This window comes from Pantoea sp. Ae19-2, from assembly GCF_059801205.1.
In genome coordinates, this window is record NZ_JBCHWE010000001.1 from 1,905,864 (window position 1) to 1,918,377 (window position 12,514).

Genomic DNA, 12,514 nt, shown 5'->3' on the forward strand with positions numbered 1-12,514 from the left:
TTTACGGCGCGAGTCGGTCAATTTTCCAGCCGTCGTTATCTCGCTGATAGAGGAAACGATCGTGAAGACGATGTTCGCCCCCCTGCCAGAACTCCATCGTATTAAATTTCACCCGATAACCGCCCCAGAAACTGGGCAGCGGCACGTCACCCTGTTGAAATTTTTGCTTCAGCTCCAGAAACTTGCCTTCCAGAACGCCGCGGGCAGAGATCCGGCTCGACTGTCGGGAAACCCAGGCGCCAATCTGGCTGTCACGGGGACGGCTGCTGAAATATTTCAATACCTCCAGCGGCGACAGCTTCTCGACTTCGCCCAACACCATCACCTGACGCTCTAAAAAGTGCCAGGGAAAATGGAGGGAAATACGCGGGTTGTGACCCAGCTGCTGTGCTTTACGGCTGCCGAGGTTGGTGTAAAACACCATGCCCTGCTCATCGTAGTGCTTGAGCAGCACGATACGTTGATAAGGCTGCCCTTGCTCGTCCACCGTGGCCACCGTCATGGCGGTGGGATCGGGCAGTTGCGCCTCGCAGGCCTGCTTTAGCCAGCTTTCGAACAGCGCCAGCGGATTATCGGGTAGATCCTTGCGACGCAGCCCACCTCGCGTATATTCACGGCGCAGATGGGCAATAGTTTGTAGCATGTCACTGTCACTCATGATGCACATTCACTCCGGTAACGTTAACGGGCAGGTTGCAACTCGCAATCGTTTACAACGATCTTATCATTGCGCTCAATAAAGGCGCCGTTTCCTTTGGACCAGAAAACATAGTGACCGTCGCTGTAGCGAGCGCCGGAAGCGGAAACCGTTTGTGTCAGGGTCAGCGGCTTGCCGTCCATGATAAAGCTTACCTGCTGTTTGGCATTATCCAGCGTCACGGTGAGCGGCAATGTGCCACAGCGGTAGTGTAACGTTTCTGGCGCGGGCGACGACTTGTGCATCAGGCTACAGCCCGACAGCACTAACACAGCAGCCACGGTTAATCCTTTTAACATCAGCGATTCTCCTGTACGGAAAGCAGGGCATGGGGCGTTCTGCTTGATTAGGTGTCATTGACCTTCGCCGGAGAGCCACGCGGGCGCACCGGCCTGTCAGGGCAATTTAACCGATGATAGCCTGGGCATCAGCAAAAGTGTTTAAATAAGGCAGTGGAATAAAGACGAATACGGCGGGCGCGTTCCGCCACCCTGCAGGAGACGCAGGGCGGCAGGTAGAGGGTCAGCAGCGGCATGCTGCCTACGCGAAGTGCCCCTCACTGGGCCGGCAGTGCCTCTGAGCAGTACGCTGCCGGGTGAAATTAGTTACCGCGATAGGTTGAATAGCCGTAGGGACTCAGCAGTAACGGAATATGGTAATGAGGCTCGCTGCTTTCCATGTGGAATATCACCGGAATTTCCGGGAAAAAGGATTTGTGCTGAACTTTCTGGTAATAATCGCCTGTTTTAAAGACGACTTTGTAATCGCCTGTTTCAACTTTTTTCCCTTCGGGGAACAGCGCACTAATTCTGCCGTTTTTATCGGTAACACCGGAGGAAAGTTTTACCCACTTATCCTGCTCTTTATGTTCAAGGTCAACGGAAATACCCGGCGTTGGCGTGCCCGACTCCAGATTTAATACATGAACGCTCAGGGGATTTTTCATGCTGTCTGATTGTGCTGCATAAGCACTCACTGAACCCATTAATAACGCTGCGACTGCACTCATTTGCCATTTCATTGTCGATTCCTTTATTTAGTTAACCTGTTACCAAGGTTACAGAGCGCCCGATGAAATACCTAACGACAGGCGCTAAATGTGAATTTTCTGAGAGACAGGATGCTTTCCTGCTCTGTTTTAGCTATTCGCGCTATTTTCTTTTCATCATTTATGTCGTTTCGCGCTTTGGCCTGCAAAAATCTCAAAAGCGTCTATGCTGTTTAATTCAAGGTCCACTTCAAGGAGATGAAATGCATACTAAATCCTTCTCAGCTGCCGTTTTACTTGCCCTGTCCCTGGCAACGTTAGTAGGTTGCTCTTCAAACCAATCTATTAAAACATCAGACGGCCGCACGATAGTGACCGACGGTAAGCCTCAAATTGACAGCGATACGGGGCTGGTTTCTTATCGTGATGCACAAACAGGCAAAACCGAACAAATTAATCGCGATCAGATCAGCAACATGAGTGAACTTGATAACTAATTAATTCCATCATGGATATAAGGTGAAGACTATGAAGAAGACGCTGATTTTACCGCTGGCCGTTTTGATCGGCATGGCCGCATTAAGTGGCTGTACTCGTACCAGCTATGCCATTCACACTAACGATGGCCGTACCATTATTAGTGACGGCAAACCTTCTGAATCTGACGCCGGTTTACTGGGCTACACCGATGCAAACGGTGTGAAACAGCAGATTAATAAAACCGACGTTAAAGCCGTTTCAGAAGTTCCAAACTAATAAACGCGCCGCCCCGAACAGGGCGGCTTTTTTATTGCCCGCAGCCCTGTTCTGTTTCCCCTCGCCTTATCGTCTCCCCTGCTCGTTAATACGCCGCTCACGCTCCAGTTTATTCTGATGTCAGAATCGAATGTAAACAGGGTGACGTCAGACCCGTTCTGTTTTCTGCTATCGGCTTCAGCTTAAGGTGACTTTTCATCTTGCGTCTGACTTTTCGCCGTTCTGGCGATCTTTTTTTAACGCTTTTAGGGCCTCATAACAGGTTTATTTTACCTGCTACGATCCGAATAGTGCCGCAATTTCGGCCTTTAACTGTCAAGCACCTATCTTAATTTCAGGCCAATGACCGCGTATCTAGTGCTTTAATCACTTCAATTTCTTTCTGGAAAACCTCTCTGATTGCGCTTTTTCCCTGCTTTTTAAGAGCTTAGCGCGCTTATCACAAAGTTCACTTTTTTCACGGCTTTCTTTGATAGGTAATGCCTAATGAAATTAGGCTTTCACTATGCATTTCTTTTACTAGACTAATTACTGGGTCGACGACATTCTCACTCACTCAGGAGGTGCATATGTATTTTCACGATGAAGCTACCGGCCATAAGATTATTGGTGAAGCTGCGGTGAACCTGGCCCTACAGGATGAGGAGATAACTGTGGTTTCGCTGATCCGTCAGCTGAGCGTTATGGCGGATAATGAAATCGACGACGAGCGGGTCATTCAAATCGCGGATGCCCGTAAATGGCTGAAGAGCTTTATTAACGTCGCGACACGGGAGCGGGCAGAGCTCAACTGGATGGCCGTTACTGGCCAGGTGCCTGCCAACCTGACCGAACACTAACCCTCCGGTCAGGGGTTATCCCTCCACGCGGGCGCGCTGTGCGTCCGCGTTACCCTGGTCCGGCCCTGCTCTCTTCTTTGTTTTCCCTTGTCAACGGGCTGTTGCAGCCTGCTTTTTCCCTCTCCGCCAGCAACCGTTCATTTTTACATCGAAATAGCTGTACAAGTTTTATTTTATTGTATAACTTTATGCTACTTTCAACTGACGACTTTTGGACCACTGCGAGAGCACCTATGCAACACAATCATCGCCTACCTCAGAGCGCCGACGATATCTCACGTTATTTTTCTGCGGTGAACCTGCCTTCACAGCAAGAGCTGCTGGGACAGATCGTTGTTGATATTTTACGCGCAGGTCAGAACGTAAACCGTAAATCTATCTGTACTAAACTGCTGCGCCGCCTTGAGCTGTCGGCAAGTCAGGAAGAAGAGCGTCTTTGTCGTGAATTGATTGGGTTGCTGTTTGGGCGGTGACACGGCAACTGACTGCCGTTATTCGGGCGGGTCATCTTTGTCAGAGCAGTAGCGGCATAACCGCTGTTACTGCTTCTGGTGCTGTTACTGTTTCTGTTGTTTCTACTACTTTTACTGTTTCTTCCGCTGCTTTGCAGAACCCTGTCCGGCAAATGATCCTCACACGCTAGTGAAGTTTATGCGCCAGGATGCGGATGGCCTGTTCGCAAGTCAGCCTGGTCTTTTCGCACGCCGTCTGAAGACTTTGCTGGTGCAGCGCGCTGATAATGTCCTGTACCGTCACCGCTTCTCCGGGCTGAAGAATACCTGACACAATCCTTCCTAAAAGCGCGTGTATTTCTTCACCGATCTCTGTCCTGTTTTGTTTCACGCATTTTCCTCAAACTTTACTTTTCATTTAATATTCATTCGTTTATCAAAATGGCGCTTTTCCATTCGTCCTGTTAGCGCATCAGATCGCATGCGTTAGCTGTCATCTTCGCGCTATAATTTAGGAAATATTCGCTTCCTAAATAGACAAATGTTAATCCAGTATTTTCAAGGCCAGGGCGATGGTCGCTTGCTCATTGGCAACATCGGCGACCTTGCCCGTGACGCGCATGCCAAATGCGATACGCAAAATCAGGCCTGCGGCCGTTTCAATATCAAGATCGGCGGATATTGAGCCATCGTGCTGCCCTTCTTCCAGTAATGACATCAGAAAGTGCTTATTGCGGTTGATCACCTGGGCAACCAACTGCGACAGCTCTGCGTCGAGCACCTGTAGCTCAATGGCACTGCCGACCACGAGACAGCCGGTGCGCCCTTCACCACCACGAGAGGAGTCCAGATAAAACTGCAACAGCTCGCTTAGCTTCGCGCGGCCGGTGGCGTATTGAGCCAGCCGCTCCCGCAAATCCGCATTGCGAACGGCGATATAGCGCTGAAAGACCAGCAAAAACAATGAACGCTTATCCTGGAAAGCCTTGTAGATGCTGCCGACAGAGAGGTTCATTGCTTCACCGAGATCGGCCAGCGATGCGGCATGATAGCCTTTTTGCCGAAACACAATCATTGCCTTATCCAGAGCCTGTTCCATATTGAACTCTCTGGGCCGACCGCGTTCTCTGTGTTTACAGGCTGTAGATAGCTGGCTGTTCATGACGACCAATGTGAAAGGCGACATCTTCGGCACTGGCCGAAAACGATATGCACCCGTGATTGTATCTCAGGCGTGGATCACAAGTATACCCCGAATCCCAGCCCTGATGCAGAAGCCTGCACGAAGGCATTGCAGGCGACCGCTCAGGGCGCACGTGCGAGCCTTTAGCGGTTAGCGTTAAGTAATGCTTCTGCAGCCAGTTTACCCAACGCATTGGCGGCAAACGGGCTGTCGCCGGTTAATACCCGACGGTCTTTATGTACGGTGCCTTTGATATCACTGTTGACCAGCGTGAGCCCCATTGCCTGAAGCTTCTCGCCAAAATACCAGGTCAAATGCCCCGGCATATAGCCGATATCGGGCGTTTGCTTATCCGCTGAATCCGGGAATGCGCAGATAGCGTAGCCGTTAAGCGGGTTTTCCCCTTTACCCAGCGCAAGAAACGCTGCCGGGCCATGGCATAGCGATATCAGATGACGATCGTTTGCCAGCGTCCAGCGAATCGCCTCTGCGACCGCCTCACTTTCTGGCAGCCCAATCAACGCACCGTGCCCCCCCGGAATAAACACACCGGCATAGTCTGAATGAGGCGTAAGTGATGCCACCACGTCGCTTAGCGTTAAAGGTGAACGGAACAGCGCCAGGCAATGGTTGTAAAATCCGACCACCACCTCATCCTGTTGGGGCATTGCCCAGTGTTCAAACTTCACCATCTGTCCGGACAGCGTGGCCACGTCAAACTGAAAGCCGGCCTGATACAGGTGGTACAGCGGCAGCAGGGTTTCAATGGGATGATTCCCGGTTGAAAACAGCGTGTCGTTATCCAGCGGCAGATAGCGCTCGTCAGCGCAGATGACCAGAATTTTTTTGTGCCCTGAGTACGGTTGCGCGTATTCAGCATCGCTCAGATCGGATTTAGGGCTGGTGAACTGGTCAAGAGAATAGGCTGACGGGAAAAACGCGTTATGTTCAGCCTGATCGGCCACTGGAGATTTACTGAGTTCTGACATGACAATGCTCTCCTTAAGGGCGAATGAATACCTGTTTCATCCTAGACCAGAAAGCCTGGTTTACGCAGAGCGGCAGCACAAAACGGACCCTTTATGAGAGCATTCCGTCTTATGACCGCGCCTGAAACCGATGTCACGACGGCCGCCGTCACTTCACCACGGGCAAATCGCTCAGGCGGGTGGTGTAAGCCGGCGACAGCATCTCGCGCTTCATGGCCCAGCGTTTTTCCGTCCCCTGCCCGGCAAACCACATCTTTCCTTTGCCCTCTTTGTGAATCAAATCGATCACCTGCATCAGATCGTTACGGCCGGGGTTAACCGATCGTTCGTCGAACAGATCCAGCTGCGTTACGCCATGGTCGAAAAAATCACTCAGGACAATGCCGGCCTTGATATAGCGATGCCCTTCTATCCAGATATAGTCGAGCATCTCGGTCGCCACCCGGATGATGTCGCGCGTATCGTGAGACGGCGTCAGGAGTTGCCCCGTGGCCTGATTACCGTAAAAATTTTCGCCGGGCGCGTGTGGACTGGTGCGCAAAAACACACCGATTTGTCTGCAGTACTGTTTTTCTTTGCGAAGTTTTTCGGCCGCACGTTCGGCGTAGGTGCAGACGGCCTGCCGCACCTGCGTATAGTCTGACAGGCGACTGCTGAAGGAGCGTGAGCACATAATCTGTTGTTTGGTGGGTTCGAGCGCCTCCAGATCCTGACAGGGTTCGCCGCGCAACTCTCTTACGGTGCGCTCCAGCACCACGCTGAAATTTTTACGAATCAGGCTGGTGCTCTGGCAGGCTAAATCATCTGCCGTTTTAATCCCCATTTCCTCAAGTCGCTGGCTGAGCCGTCTGCCAACGCCCCATATATCGGCGACCGGCACAAGTGAAAGCAACTTTTTCTGTCGATCTCTGTTGGACAAATCCAGAACACCGCCTGTCTTACTCCACTTTTTTGCGGCATGGTTAGCCAGCTTTGCCAGCGTCTTGGTGGGGGCAATGCCGACGCACACATTGAGATGAACTTCTTTTTTTATTCGGGTTTTGATCTCGCGGCCGAAGGTGTCGAGCGACATACAGTGACTGACGCCCGTCAGATCCAGAAAGGCTTCGTCAATGGAATAAATCTCTACCGAGGGCGCCATTTCCTCCAGCAGCGTCATCACTCTGGTACTCATATCCGCATAAAGGGCGTAGTTGGAACTAAAAACCTGCACGTTGTGACGGGCAATAATCTCCCGCATTTTGAAAAAGGGCACGGCCATCGTAATGCCCAGGGCTTTTGCCTCCGCATTGCGTGCAATCACACAGCCATCGTTGTTAGATAACACAATAATGGGCTTTCCTTTGAGATCGGGCCGAAACACCGTTTCACAGGAGGCATAAAAGTTGTTCACGTCCACCAGCGCAAACATGATTAATAAACCGACTTGATCACATAGGTCACCACACCAAACACTTCCAGCGCATCCTCCGTGCTAATCGCAATCGGTTTAAACTGCCGGTTCATCGGCATCAGTTGCAGACAGGGCTGAAGCTGAAGACGCTTAACGGTAAATTCCCCCTCGACAGAGGCGACCACGATATCGCCATGCGAGGCTCTTAGCGCGCTGTCCACCACCAGCATATCGCCGTCATTAATGCCTGCGCCGGTCATCGACTCTCCACTTACCCGTACAAAGTAGGTCGAACTGGGGTGCTGAACGATCAGCTTGTTCAAATCAATACGTTGCTCTACGTAGTCCTGAGCCGGCGATGGAAAACCACATGGCACCCGCTCCATAAACAGCGGCAACGCGAGTAACGCACTGACGTTTGCTGGCCTGATAAGCTCCACATTTACCTCCCTTCCAAAATAACTGTATATAATTACAGTAATCGCGATCAACGGGTTTGATCAAGTGAAATGGCAAGGGTTTATATGAAGCGGTTGATGTGGATACAGATTTTTTTGCAGCCGCGCCGGGCAGGTTTTACGCAACTGTTCAGCAATCCTGCATTCAGGTCATTCTTTCACCTGCGGCTTTCTCTGCGCCTTAACCTGTTTTGTTCGTGGCGCGCTTTTTGTCTGACGCCGTGGCTGCGTCATGTTCACGACCCTGAAACGGTTACACGCACGGTATTTCAGTGGGCCGTTCACCTGCATGTTTCCCGTTAATTAACGCGCTTTTCTGTTTGGTCCCGATGAACGGCAGCGTAAACATCGACAGCATTTGTATTCTGGCGCTGACTGATTTAATTTTCTGCCAATAATAAACTGCAAATAATGATTGTCGTTATGCCTTATATTAATACCGACGTATCGCTATTCAGATAGCGATTTGATGAAAGACACAACATGAAAGACACAAGGCGCCGCCTGTTGCGTTAACCTCCGGCCGTTTTTATTCTTCTTCCCGGCCTGATGCCAGGACAGGGTATTTATCCCCGCACGCACAGCACACCGTTCGATAAAGCGGAATCACAGAAACCAGGCCCGTCAGTGATAAGCCGTTTCAGCTGGCCCCCGGCGGGGCGCGCCCGATATCGCGGTGCGGTAAGAGATGCTTTTCCTGACTGCTTCTGATCATGCCTGCGTAGATCAGATCTGATGAAGACATATAAACACCTGATTTAACTGTTAATATAATTATTAAGATAAGTAAAGAATACGTGAAGTGTTCTCACCGCCGCCCAGCGCTATGATGCGCCCTGACCTGACAGCCTTATAAGGGAAAGGAGCACAGCATGGAATTAAAAAACCGTCACGGAAAAAAAGTATCTTTAACAACCGATGAAATTTCATTAACGTGGTTTTTTATGACGGGAATGGAAATGAATAAAATAGCAGACTGGATGGCGCTTCCCGTGCACGCTGCATATTATATTAAGCAACGTGTCATGAAAAAACTTGGCGTGAAAAATAACAGTGAGTTTATCATCTGGTTTCTTAATTACCGGGAAACCAGCGAAAATGAAAAAGCGGCGCAGAGCATTCCTGAACGCAGAGTGGGCATAATAAAATGAATCCCTGTTTTTTACGCCTGTGACGAAGGGGCCAGTGAAAAAACCGCTGGCGGCTCACAGGCCGCCTTGCTCTCTTAATCCGGTTAACGCGGGTTACCTCGACCCGAGTAATGTTATTCACAACAGGCTGTCCGGCTTATCCGGCTATTCGCCTTCGCCTGTTGCCCGCCGCCCTATCCATTCACGGAATATTTCCATCGATGGCGTCATCTTCTTTGAACGGAGCCAGGTTAGCCAGTAGCTGCCGACATCAATCTCTAGCGCAAAAGGACGGGCCAGCGTACCGGCATCCAGTTCACGCTGGAACATGCACGCCGGCACCAGCGCAACGCCGCCCGTATGAAACGCGGCCTCAATCATCAGACGTGACGAGTCAAATACCGGGCCGGTGATCCTGGGCGGTGTGATCCCCGCTGCCGTAAACCAGCTGTCCCACTCATCAGCCCGGTAGGAACGTAACAGATTTTCCCGTAACAGGCAGGCGGGTTGTTGCAGGCGGCGGGCAACGTCGGGGCGACAAAGCACCGTAAGCGGAGCCGTAAACAGCCGTTCATTCTGCGTGGCGGGCCAGGCGCCAGAGCCAAACCGAATCGCATAGTCCACGCCCTCGCCCGCCAGGTTGACCACGTTATTGTTGGTGCGTACGTTCAGTTCCAGCGCCGGATGCTGCTGACGGAACGCCTCAAGCCGGGGTAACAGCCAGCCCAATGCAAAAGTCCCCACGCAGGCGACAGTCACTACCTCTCGGTACTCACCCCCTTCGAAACGACGCCAGGCGTTTTCAAGCTGCGTGAAGGCTTCTGACACTTCAGCAAACAGCAGCCTGGACTCATCCGTCATCTCCAGACCGCGCGGCAACCGGCGGAATAAGACGACGCCCAGTCGTTCTTCCAGCAGTCTGACCTGCTGACTGACGGCGGCCTGAGAGACAAACAGCTCCAGGCCCGCGCGGGTAAAATTCAGGTGGCGGGCGGAGGCTTCGAAAGCCCGAAGTGCGTTAAGCGGAACATCATGTTTCACATTTACCCCCAGAAATTCTTTTGGCTCCTCTCAAATTATCTCGCTTGTCGGAATTTTGAAATCCCCTACCATCTCCTCCGCTAACGCTTTTCTTCAGAAAAAACGTGCTATAGCAGGATGCAGGCCTCAGCGGACAGCTTCCCAGGCGCGAGACATCTTTTAAATCGACATAAGTTTAACGAGGGGCTGAAGGGCAACTTTTCGTTTAATCCTGACCGCGCAACGATGCGGCTAACCGTTATGCCTTGCCTCTGTTCAGCGAGGCGGGCATTCATCAGTGGAGATTGACTATGACTCATCTGTTCAGACGACGCGCCAGCACGGCCGTTACCCTGCTGGCACTCGCGATGCCGCTTGCCGCCCAGGCCGGCTTTGACGAGGCCGCACTGCAACGCGGCATCCAACAGCTGGAAAAAAACGCGGGCGGACGACTGGGTGTGGCGGTAACCGACACCGCCGATGGCACCGTTTTCACCTACCGGGGAGATGCGCGCTTTCCGCTATGCAGCACCAGTAAAGTTTTCGCCGTTGCGGCCATCCTGAAAAAAAGCGAAAGCGCGGACGGCTTGATGAGTGAAAAAATCGCCATTCATAAAGCCGACCTGGTTAACTATAACCCCATCACTGAAAAACACGTCGGCGCCACCATGACGGTAGCAGAACTCAGCGCGGCGGCGCTGCAATACAGCGATAATACCGCTATGAACGCACTGCTGACCCGCCTGGGTGGCCCGCAGCAGGTCAATGCGTTTGCACGTAGCATTGGCGACAGCACCTTTCGGCTCGATCGCAAAGAACCGGAGCTGAATACCGCTATCCCGGGTGATAAGCGTGATACGACATCGCCTGATGCCATGATGCAAAGCCTGAAAAAGCTGGTGCTGGGCAAGGCGCTGGCACCCGCGCAACGTCAGCAACTGACCGACTGGATGAAAGGCAATACAACAGGTGCTAACAGCATACGCGCAGGCCTGCCCGCCAGCTGGACGGTTGCAGATAAAACCGGAAGCGGTGATTACGGCACCACCAATGATATTGCCGTCATCTGGCCACCGCATCATGCACCGCTGGTGCTGGTAACCTATTACACCCAGCCTGATAAGCACGCCGCTGCGCGTAAAGATGTGCTGGCGGGTGCAGCGAAAATTGTCGCCTCAGGGTACAACAAATAAGGGCGTTCAGCGCGCGACTGCGCACACCGCCACCCCGCTGGCGGCGGTGTGCTCAAGAGTCTCGTCGGCCAAAAGGGTTAGTGCGGGATAATCACCGCCCTGAATTGAGCAGTTGCTCAAGAACATCAGATTGCGGTATGTTGATGTCGGCCTGGCACGCTGCCTGAGCCAACCGGCTTTCCGTTGCGGCAGCGGCCGTTACGGAAATCTTCTCTTTCTTTGTCTGACAGGAAATGCAACATGCGCCTCGCTTCTGACGCATCACAACGTGTCCGCTATCGACGCGGGATTTTCACCGCGATGCTGTTTGCATTGAGCGTCGCATCCGGCGTTAGCCTGGCGGCACAAACTCCGCTAAACGTTGCCGTTTATCGCGGTGCGGCAGGCTGTGAGGGCTGTTCTGAAATGGTGGTGAAAGCGCTTCGTGGCGTCGCGATGCCACTCAGCATTGCCTATATCGGTGAGCACGAAAAACGAAAGCTGAATGCACAGAACCTGCGCCAGTTTGATCTTTATATCCAGCCCGGCGGCGGCCAGGACATCCCCGCTGCCTATGACGCGCTCGGTGATGAAGGGGCCCGTGCCGTGCGCGATTTTGTCCGCAGTGGCAAAGGCTATCTCGGTCTGTGCATGGGAGCCTACCTGGCGGACAGTAACTGGCTGGGGCTCATCGCCTCGCCCCTTGACTCTGAAGTGGGACGTCCGGGCTCACACATCGCGGATGAGGGTGATTACACGATCGCGGTGACCTGGGATCACAGACAAGAAACCTTTTATTATCAGGATGGCCCTTATCTTGTTGGTCAGACACAGCAGGACGGTTTTACACCTGTGGCTTTTTACCGTAATGGCGATGTGGCGATGGCGCGTTACGTCTACGGCAAAGGGACAGTTGTGTTAACCGGGCCGCATCCGGAAGCGGATGAGCGCTGGATGGGCGACGTCAGCGACAGTGGCGCAACTGACACCTCACCCCAGCAAAAGATGACGCGCCTGCTGGCTTATTTCTCCACACAACGCGCGGCGAAATAATGCGGATCGCCGTCAACGCCTGACGGGCTGCGCCGCCCGGACAACCTGAGCCCCGGCGGCTAATCCAGGGGCCGGACGCTGCCCTGACGACAGCGCACTGACACCGTTATACTTCGTTATCGGACTCCAGCGCGTCCTGAATCGCATCGGCCAGATTGGCGATTTCGTTTGCCACGGCCTGCAGATCCCACGCCGCTTTCGAGCCATTCGCAGACGTTGAAGCGCTGACGGACTCTTTTGCCACCGCCAGTGCCGCCGCAACCGCCACCGTACGTTTATGCTGTTCCTGTGTCATGCCTGCCGGCGGCAGCGAAAAATAGTCGTTAACCATTATCATTTCCTTCTGATTCGAGAGGCGTAAACCTTAACGCCCTGCGGGGGCAG

Annotated in this window: 17 protein-coding genes; 7 read left to right on the top strand and 10 right to left on the bottom strand. The window is 52.7% G+C overall.

The window, feature by feature from the left end; all coding sequences use genetic code 11:
- Window position 1 precedes the first annotated feature (1 nt).
- The 3 genes from pdxH to uraH all read right to left on the bottom strand — a co-directional run bounded on the left by pdxH (window position 2) and on the right by uraH (window position 1,718).
- Entirely contained in the window at window positions 2-658 is a 657-nt protein-coding gene (gene pdxH / locus AAIE03_RS08735; protein ID WP_015700385.1) for a pyridoxamine 5'-phosphate oxidase, read from the bottom strand.
- Window positions 659-681: 23 nt separating this feature from the next.
- Entirely contained in the window at window positions 682-996 is a 315-nt protein-coding gene (locus AAIE03_RS08740; RefSeq protein WP_013025650.1) for an MliC family protein, read from the bottom strand.
- A gap of 302 nt (window positions 997-1,298) precedes the next feature.
- Window positions 1,299-1,718, bottom strand: coding sequence for a hydroxyisourate hydrolase (gene uraH, locus AAIE03_RS08745; protein WP_013025649.1), 420 nt, complete (start codon window positions 1,716-1,718; stop codon window positions 1,299-1,301).
- Between the two features lie 230 nt (window positions 1,719-1,948).
- On the opposite strand from uraH, the gene AAIE03_RS08750 reads away from it, so the two are divergent.
- From AAIE03_RS08750 to ycgZ, 4 genes are all read left to right on the top strand, one after another.
- Entirely contained in the window at window positions 1,949-2,182 is a 234-nt protein-coding gene (locus tag AAIE03_RS08750; RefSeq protein WP_014605928.1) for a YgdI/YgdR family lipoprotein, read from the top strand.
- Window positions 2,183-2,213: 31 nt separating this feature from the next.
- Entirely contained in the window at window positions 2,214-2,441 is a 228-nt protein-coding gene (locus AAIE03_RS08755) for a YgdI/YgdR family lipoprotein (RefSeq protein WP_014605929.1), read from the top strand.
- Between the two features lie 569 nt (window positions 2,442-3,010).
- A complete protein-coding gene (locus tag AAIE03_RS08760; protein WP_014605930.1) occupies window positions 3,011-3,280 on the top strand; it encodes a hypothetical protein in 270 nt (89 codons plus the stop codon).
- 233 nt (window positions 3,281-3,513) lie between these two features.
- The gene (gene ycgZ / locus AAIE03_RS08765; RefSeq protein WP_024471826.1) at window positions 3,514-3,753 is read left to right on the top strand and encodes a regulatory protein YcgZ; all 240 of its coding nucleotides are present in this window, start codon (window positions 3,514-3,516) and stop codon (window positions 3,751-3,753) included.
- Between the two features lie 166 nt (window positions 3,754-3,919).
- On the opposite strand, the gene AAIE03_RS08770 is transcribed toward ycgZ, so the two are convergent.
- From AAIE03_RS08770 to umuD, 5 genes are all read right to left on the bottom strand, one after another.
- On the bottom strand, window positions 3,920-4,123 hold the full coding sequence (locus tag AAIE03_RS08770; RefSeq protein WP_013025644.1) for a hypothetical protein: 204 nt from the start codon (window positions 4,121-4,123) through the stop codon (window positions 3,920-3,922).
- 153 nt (window positions 4,124-4,276) lie between these two features.
- Window positions 4,277-4,918, bottom strand: coding sequence for a TetR/AcrR family transcriptional regulator (locus AAIE03_RS08775; RefSeq protein WP_014593623.1), 642 nt, complete (start codon window positions 4,916-4,918; stop codon window positions 4,277-4,279).
- Between the two features lie 140 nt (window positions 4,919-5,058).
- Window positions 5,059-5,904 carry a glyoxalase III HchA gene (gene hchA, locus AAIE03_RS08780; protein ID WP_015700389.1) on the bottom strand — a complete coding sequence of 282 codons (846 nt, stop codon included), beginning with the start codon at window positions 5,902-5,904 and terminating at the stop codon, window positions 5,059-5,061.
- 148 nt (window positions 5,905-6,052) lie between these two features.
- Window positions 6,053-7,315: a translesion error-prone DNA polymerase V subunit UmuC gene (umuC, locus tag AAIE03_RS08785; RefSeq protein WP_015700390.1), complete on the bottom strand. Its 1,263-nt coding sequence runs from the start codon at window positions 7,313-7,315 to the stop codon at window positions 6,053-6,055.
- A gap of 2 nt (window positions 7,316-7,317) precedes the next feature.
- Window positions 7,318-7,737, bottom strand: coding sequence for a translesion error-prone DNA polymerase V autoproteolytic subunit (gene umuD, locus AAIE03_RS08790; RefSeq protein ID WP_014605933.1), 420 nt, complete (start codon window positions 7,735-7,737; stop codon window positions 7,318-7,320).
- An 890-nt stretch (window positions 7,738-8,627) separates the two neighbouring features.
- On the opposite strand from umuD, the gene AAIE03_RS08795 reads away from it, so the two are divergent.
- Window positions 8,628-8,906, top strand: a complete 279-nt coding sequence (locus AAIE03_RS08795) for a helix-turn-helix transcriptional regulator (protein WP_029569959.1) — start codon at window positions 8,628-8,630, stop codon at window positions 8,904-8,906.
- Between the two features lie 144 nt (window positions 8,907-9,050).
- On the opposite strand, the gene AAIE03_RS08800 is transcribed toward AAIE03_RS08795, so the two are convergent.
- Window positions 9,051-9,938 carry a LysR family transcriptional regulator gene (locus AAIE03_RS08800; RefSeq protein ID WP_196492566.1) on the bottom strand — a complete coding sequence of 296 codons (888 nt, stop codon included), beginning with the start codon at window positions 9,936-9,938 and terminating at the stop codon, window positions 9,051-9,053.
- A 278-nt stretch (window positions 9,939-10,216) separates the two neighbouring features.
- Here AAIE03_RS08800 and bla point away from each other — a divergent pair, with 278 nt between their 5' ends.
- Window positions 10,217-11,098 (top strand): class A beta-lactamase, encoded by an 882-nt coding sequence (gene bla, locus AAIE03_RS08805; protein ID WP_015700395.1) that lies wholly within the window; start codon window positions 10,217-10,219, stop codon window positions 11,096-11,098.
- 240 nt (window positions 11,099-11,338) lie between these two features.
- Window positions 11,339-12,130 carry a BPL-N domain-containing protein gene (locus AAIE03_RS08810; RefSeq protein WP_013025636.1) on the top strand — a complete coding sequence of 264 codons (792 nt, stop codon included), beginning with the start codon at window positions 11,339-11,341 and terminating at the stop codon, window positions 12,128-12,130.
- Between the two features lie 106 nt (window positions 12,131-12,236).
- Here the strand turns inward: AAIE03_RS08810 and AAIE03_RS08815 are convergent, their stop codons facing one another.
- Complete coding sequence (locus AAIE03_RS08815; RefSeq protein ID WP_014605937.1) at window positions 12,237-12,461, bottom strand: hypothetical protein; 225 nt, start codon at window positions 12,459-12,461, stop codon at window positions 12,237-12,239.
- Window positions 12,462-12,514 lie beyond the last annotated feature (53 nt).

What these genes read in the sequence shown, in the direction of transcription:
- AAIE03_RS08775 (WP_014593623.1), bottom strand. Translation starts at nt 4,918, where the DNA reads ATGTCGCCTTTCACATTGGTCGTCATGAACAGCCAGCTATCTACAGCC.
- AAIE03_RS08750 (WP_014605928.1), top strand. Translation starts at nt 1,949, where the DNA reads ATGCATACTAAATCCTTCTCAGCTGCCGTTTTACTTGCCCTGTCCCTG.
- hchA (WP_015700389.1), bottom strand. Translation starts at nt 5,904, where the DNA reads ATGTCAGAACTCAGTAAATCTCCAGTGGCCGATCAGGCTGAACATAAC.
- AAIE03_RS08760 (WP_014605930.1), top strand. Translation starts at nt 3,011, where the DNA reads ATGTATTTTCACGATGAAGCTACCGGCCATAAGATTATTGGTGAAGCT.
- AAIE03_RS08815 (WP_014605937.1), bottom strand. Translation starts at nt 12,461, where the DNA reads ATGGTTAACGACTATTTTTCGCTGCCGCCGGCAGGCATGACACAGGAA.
- pdxH (WP_015700385.1), bottom strand. Translation starts at nt 658, where the DNA reads ATGAGTGACAGTGACATGCTACAAACTATTGCCCATCTGCGCCGTGAA.
- AAIE03_RS08755 (WP_014605929.1), top strand. Translation starts at nt 2,214, where the DNA reads ATGAAGAAGACGCTGATTTTACCGCTGGCCGTTTTGATCGGCATGGCC.
- ycgZ (WP_024471826.1), top strand. Translation starts at nt 3,514, where the DNA reads ATGCAACACAATCATCGCCTACCTCAGAGCGCCGACGATATCTCACGT.
- AAIE03_RS08740 (WP_013025650.1), bottom strand. Translation starts at nt 996, where the DNA reads ATGTTAAAAGGATTAACCGTGGCTGCTGTGTTAGTGCTGTCGGGCTGT.
- bla (WP_015700395.1), top strand. Translation starts at nt 10,217, where the DNA reads ATGACTCATCTGTTCAGACGACGCGCCAGCACGGCCGTTACCCTGCTG.
- AAIE03_RS08795 (WP_029569959.1), top strand. Translation starts at nt 8,628, where the DNA reads ATGGAATTAAAAAACCGTCACGGAAAAAAAGTATCTTTAACAACCGAT.
- umuC (WP_015700390.1), bottom strand. Translation starts at nt 7,315, where the DNA reads ATGTTTGCGCTGGTGGACGTGAACAACTTTTATGCCTCCTGTGAAACG.
- AAIE03_RS08810 (WP_013025636.1), top strand. Translation starts at nt 11,339, where the DNA reads ATGCGCCTCGCTTCTGACGCATCACAACGTGTCCGCTATCGACGCGGG.
- uraH (WP_013025649.1), bottom strand. Translation starts at nt 1,718, where the DNA reads ATGAAATGGCAAATGAGTGCAGTCGCAGCGTTATTAATGGGTTCAGTG.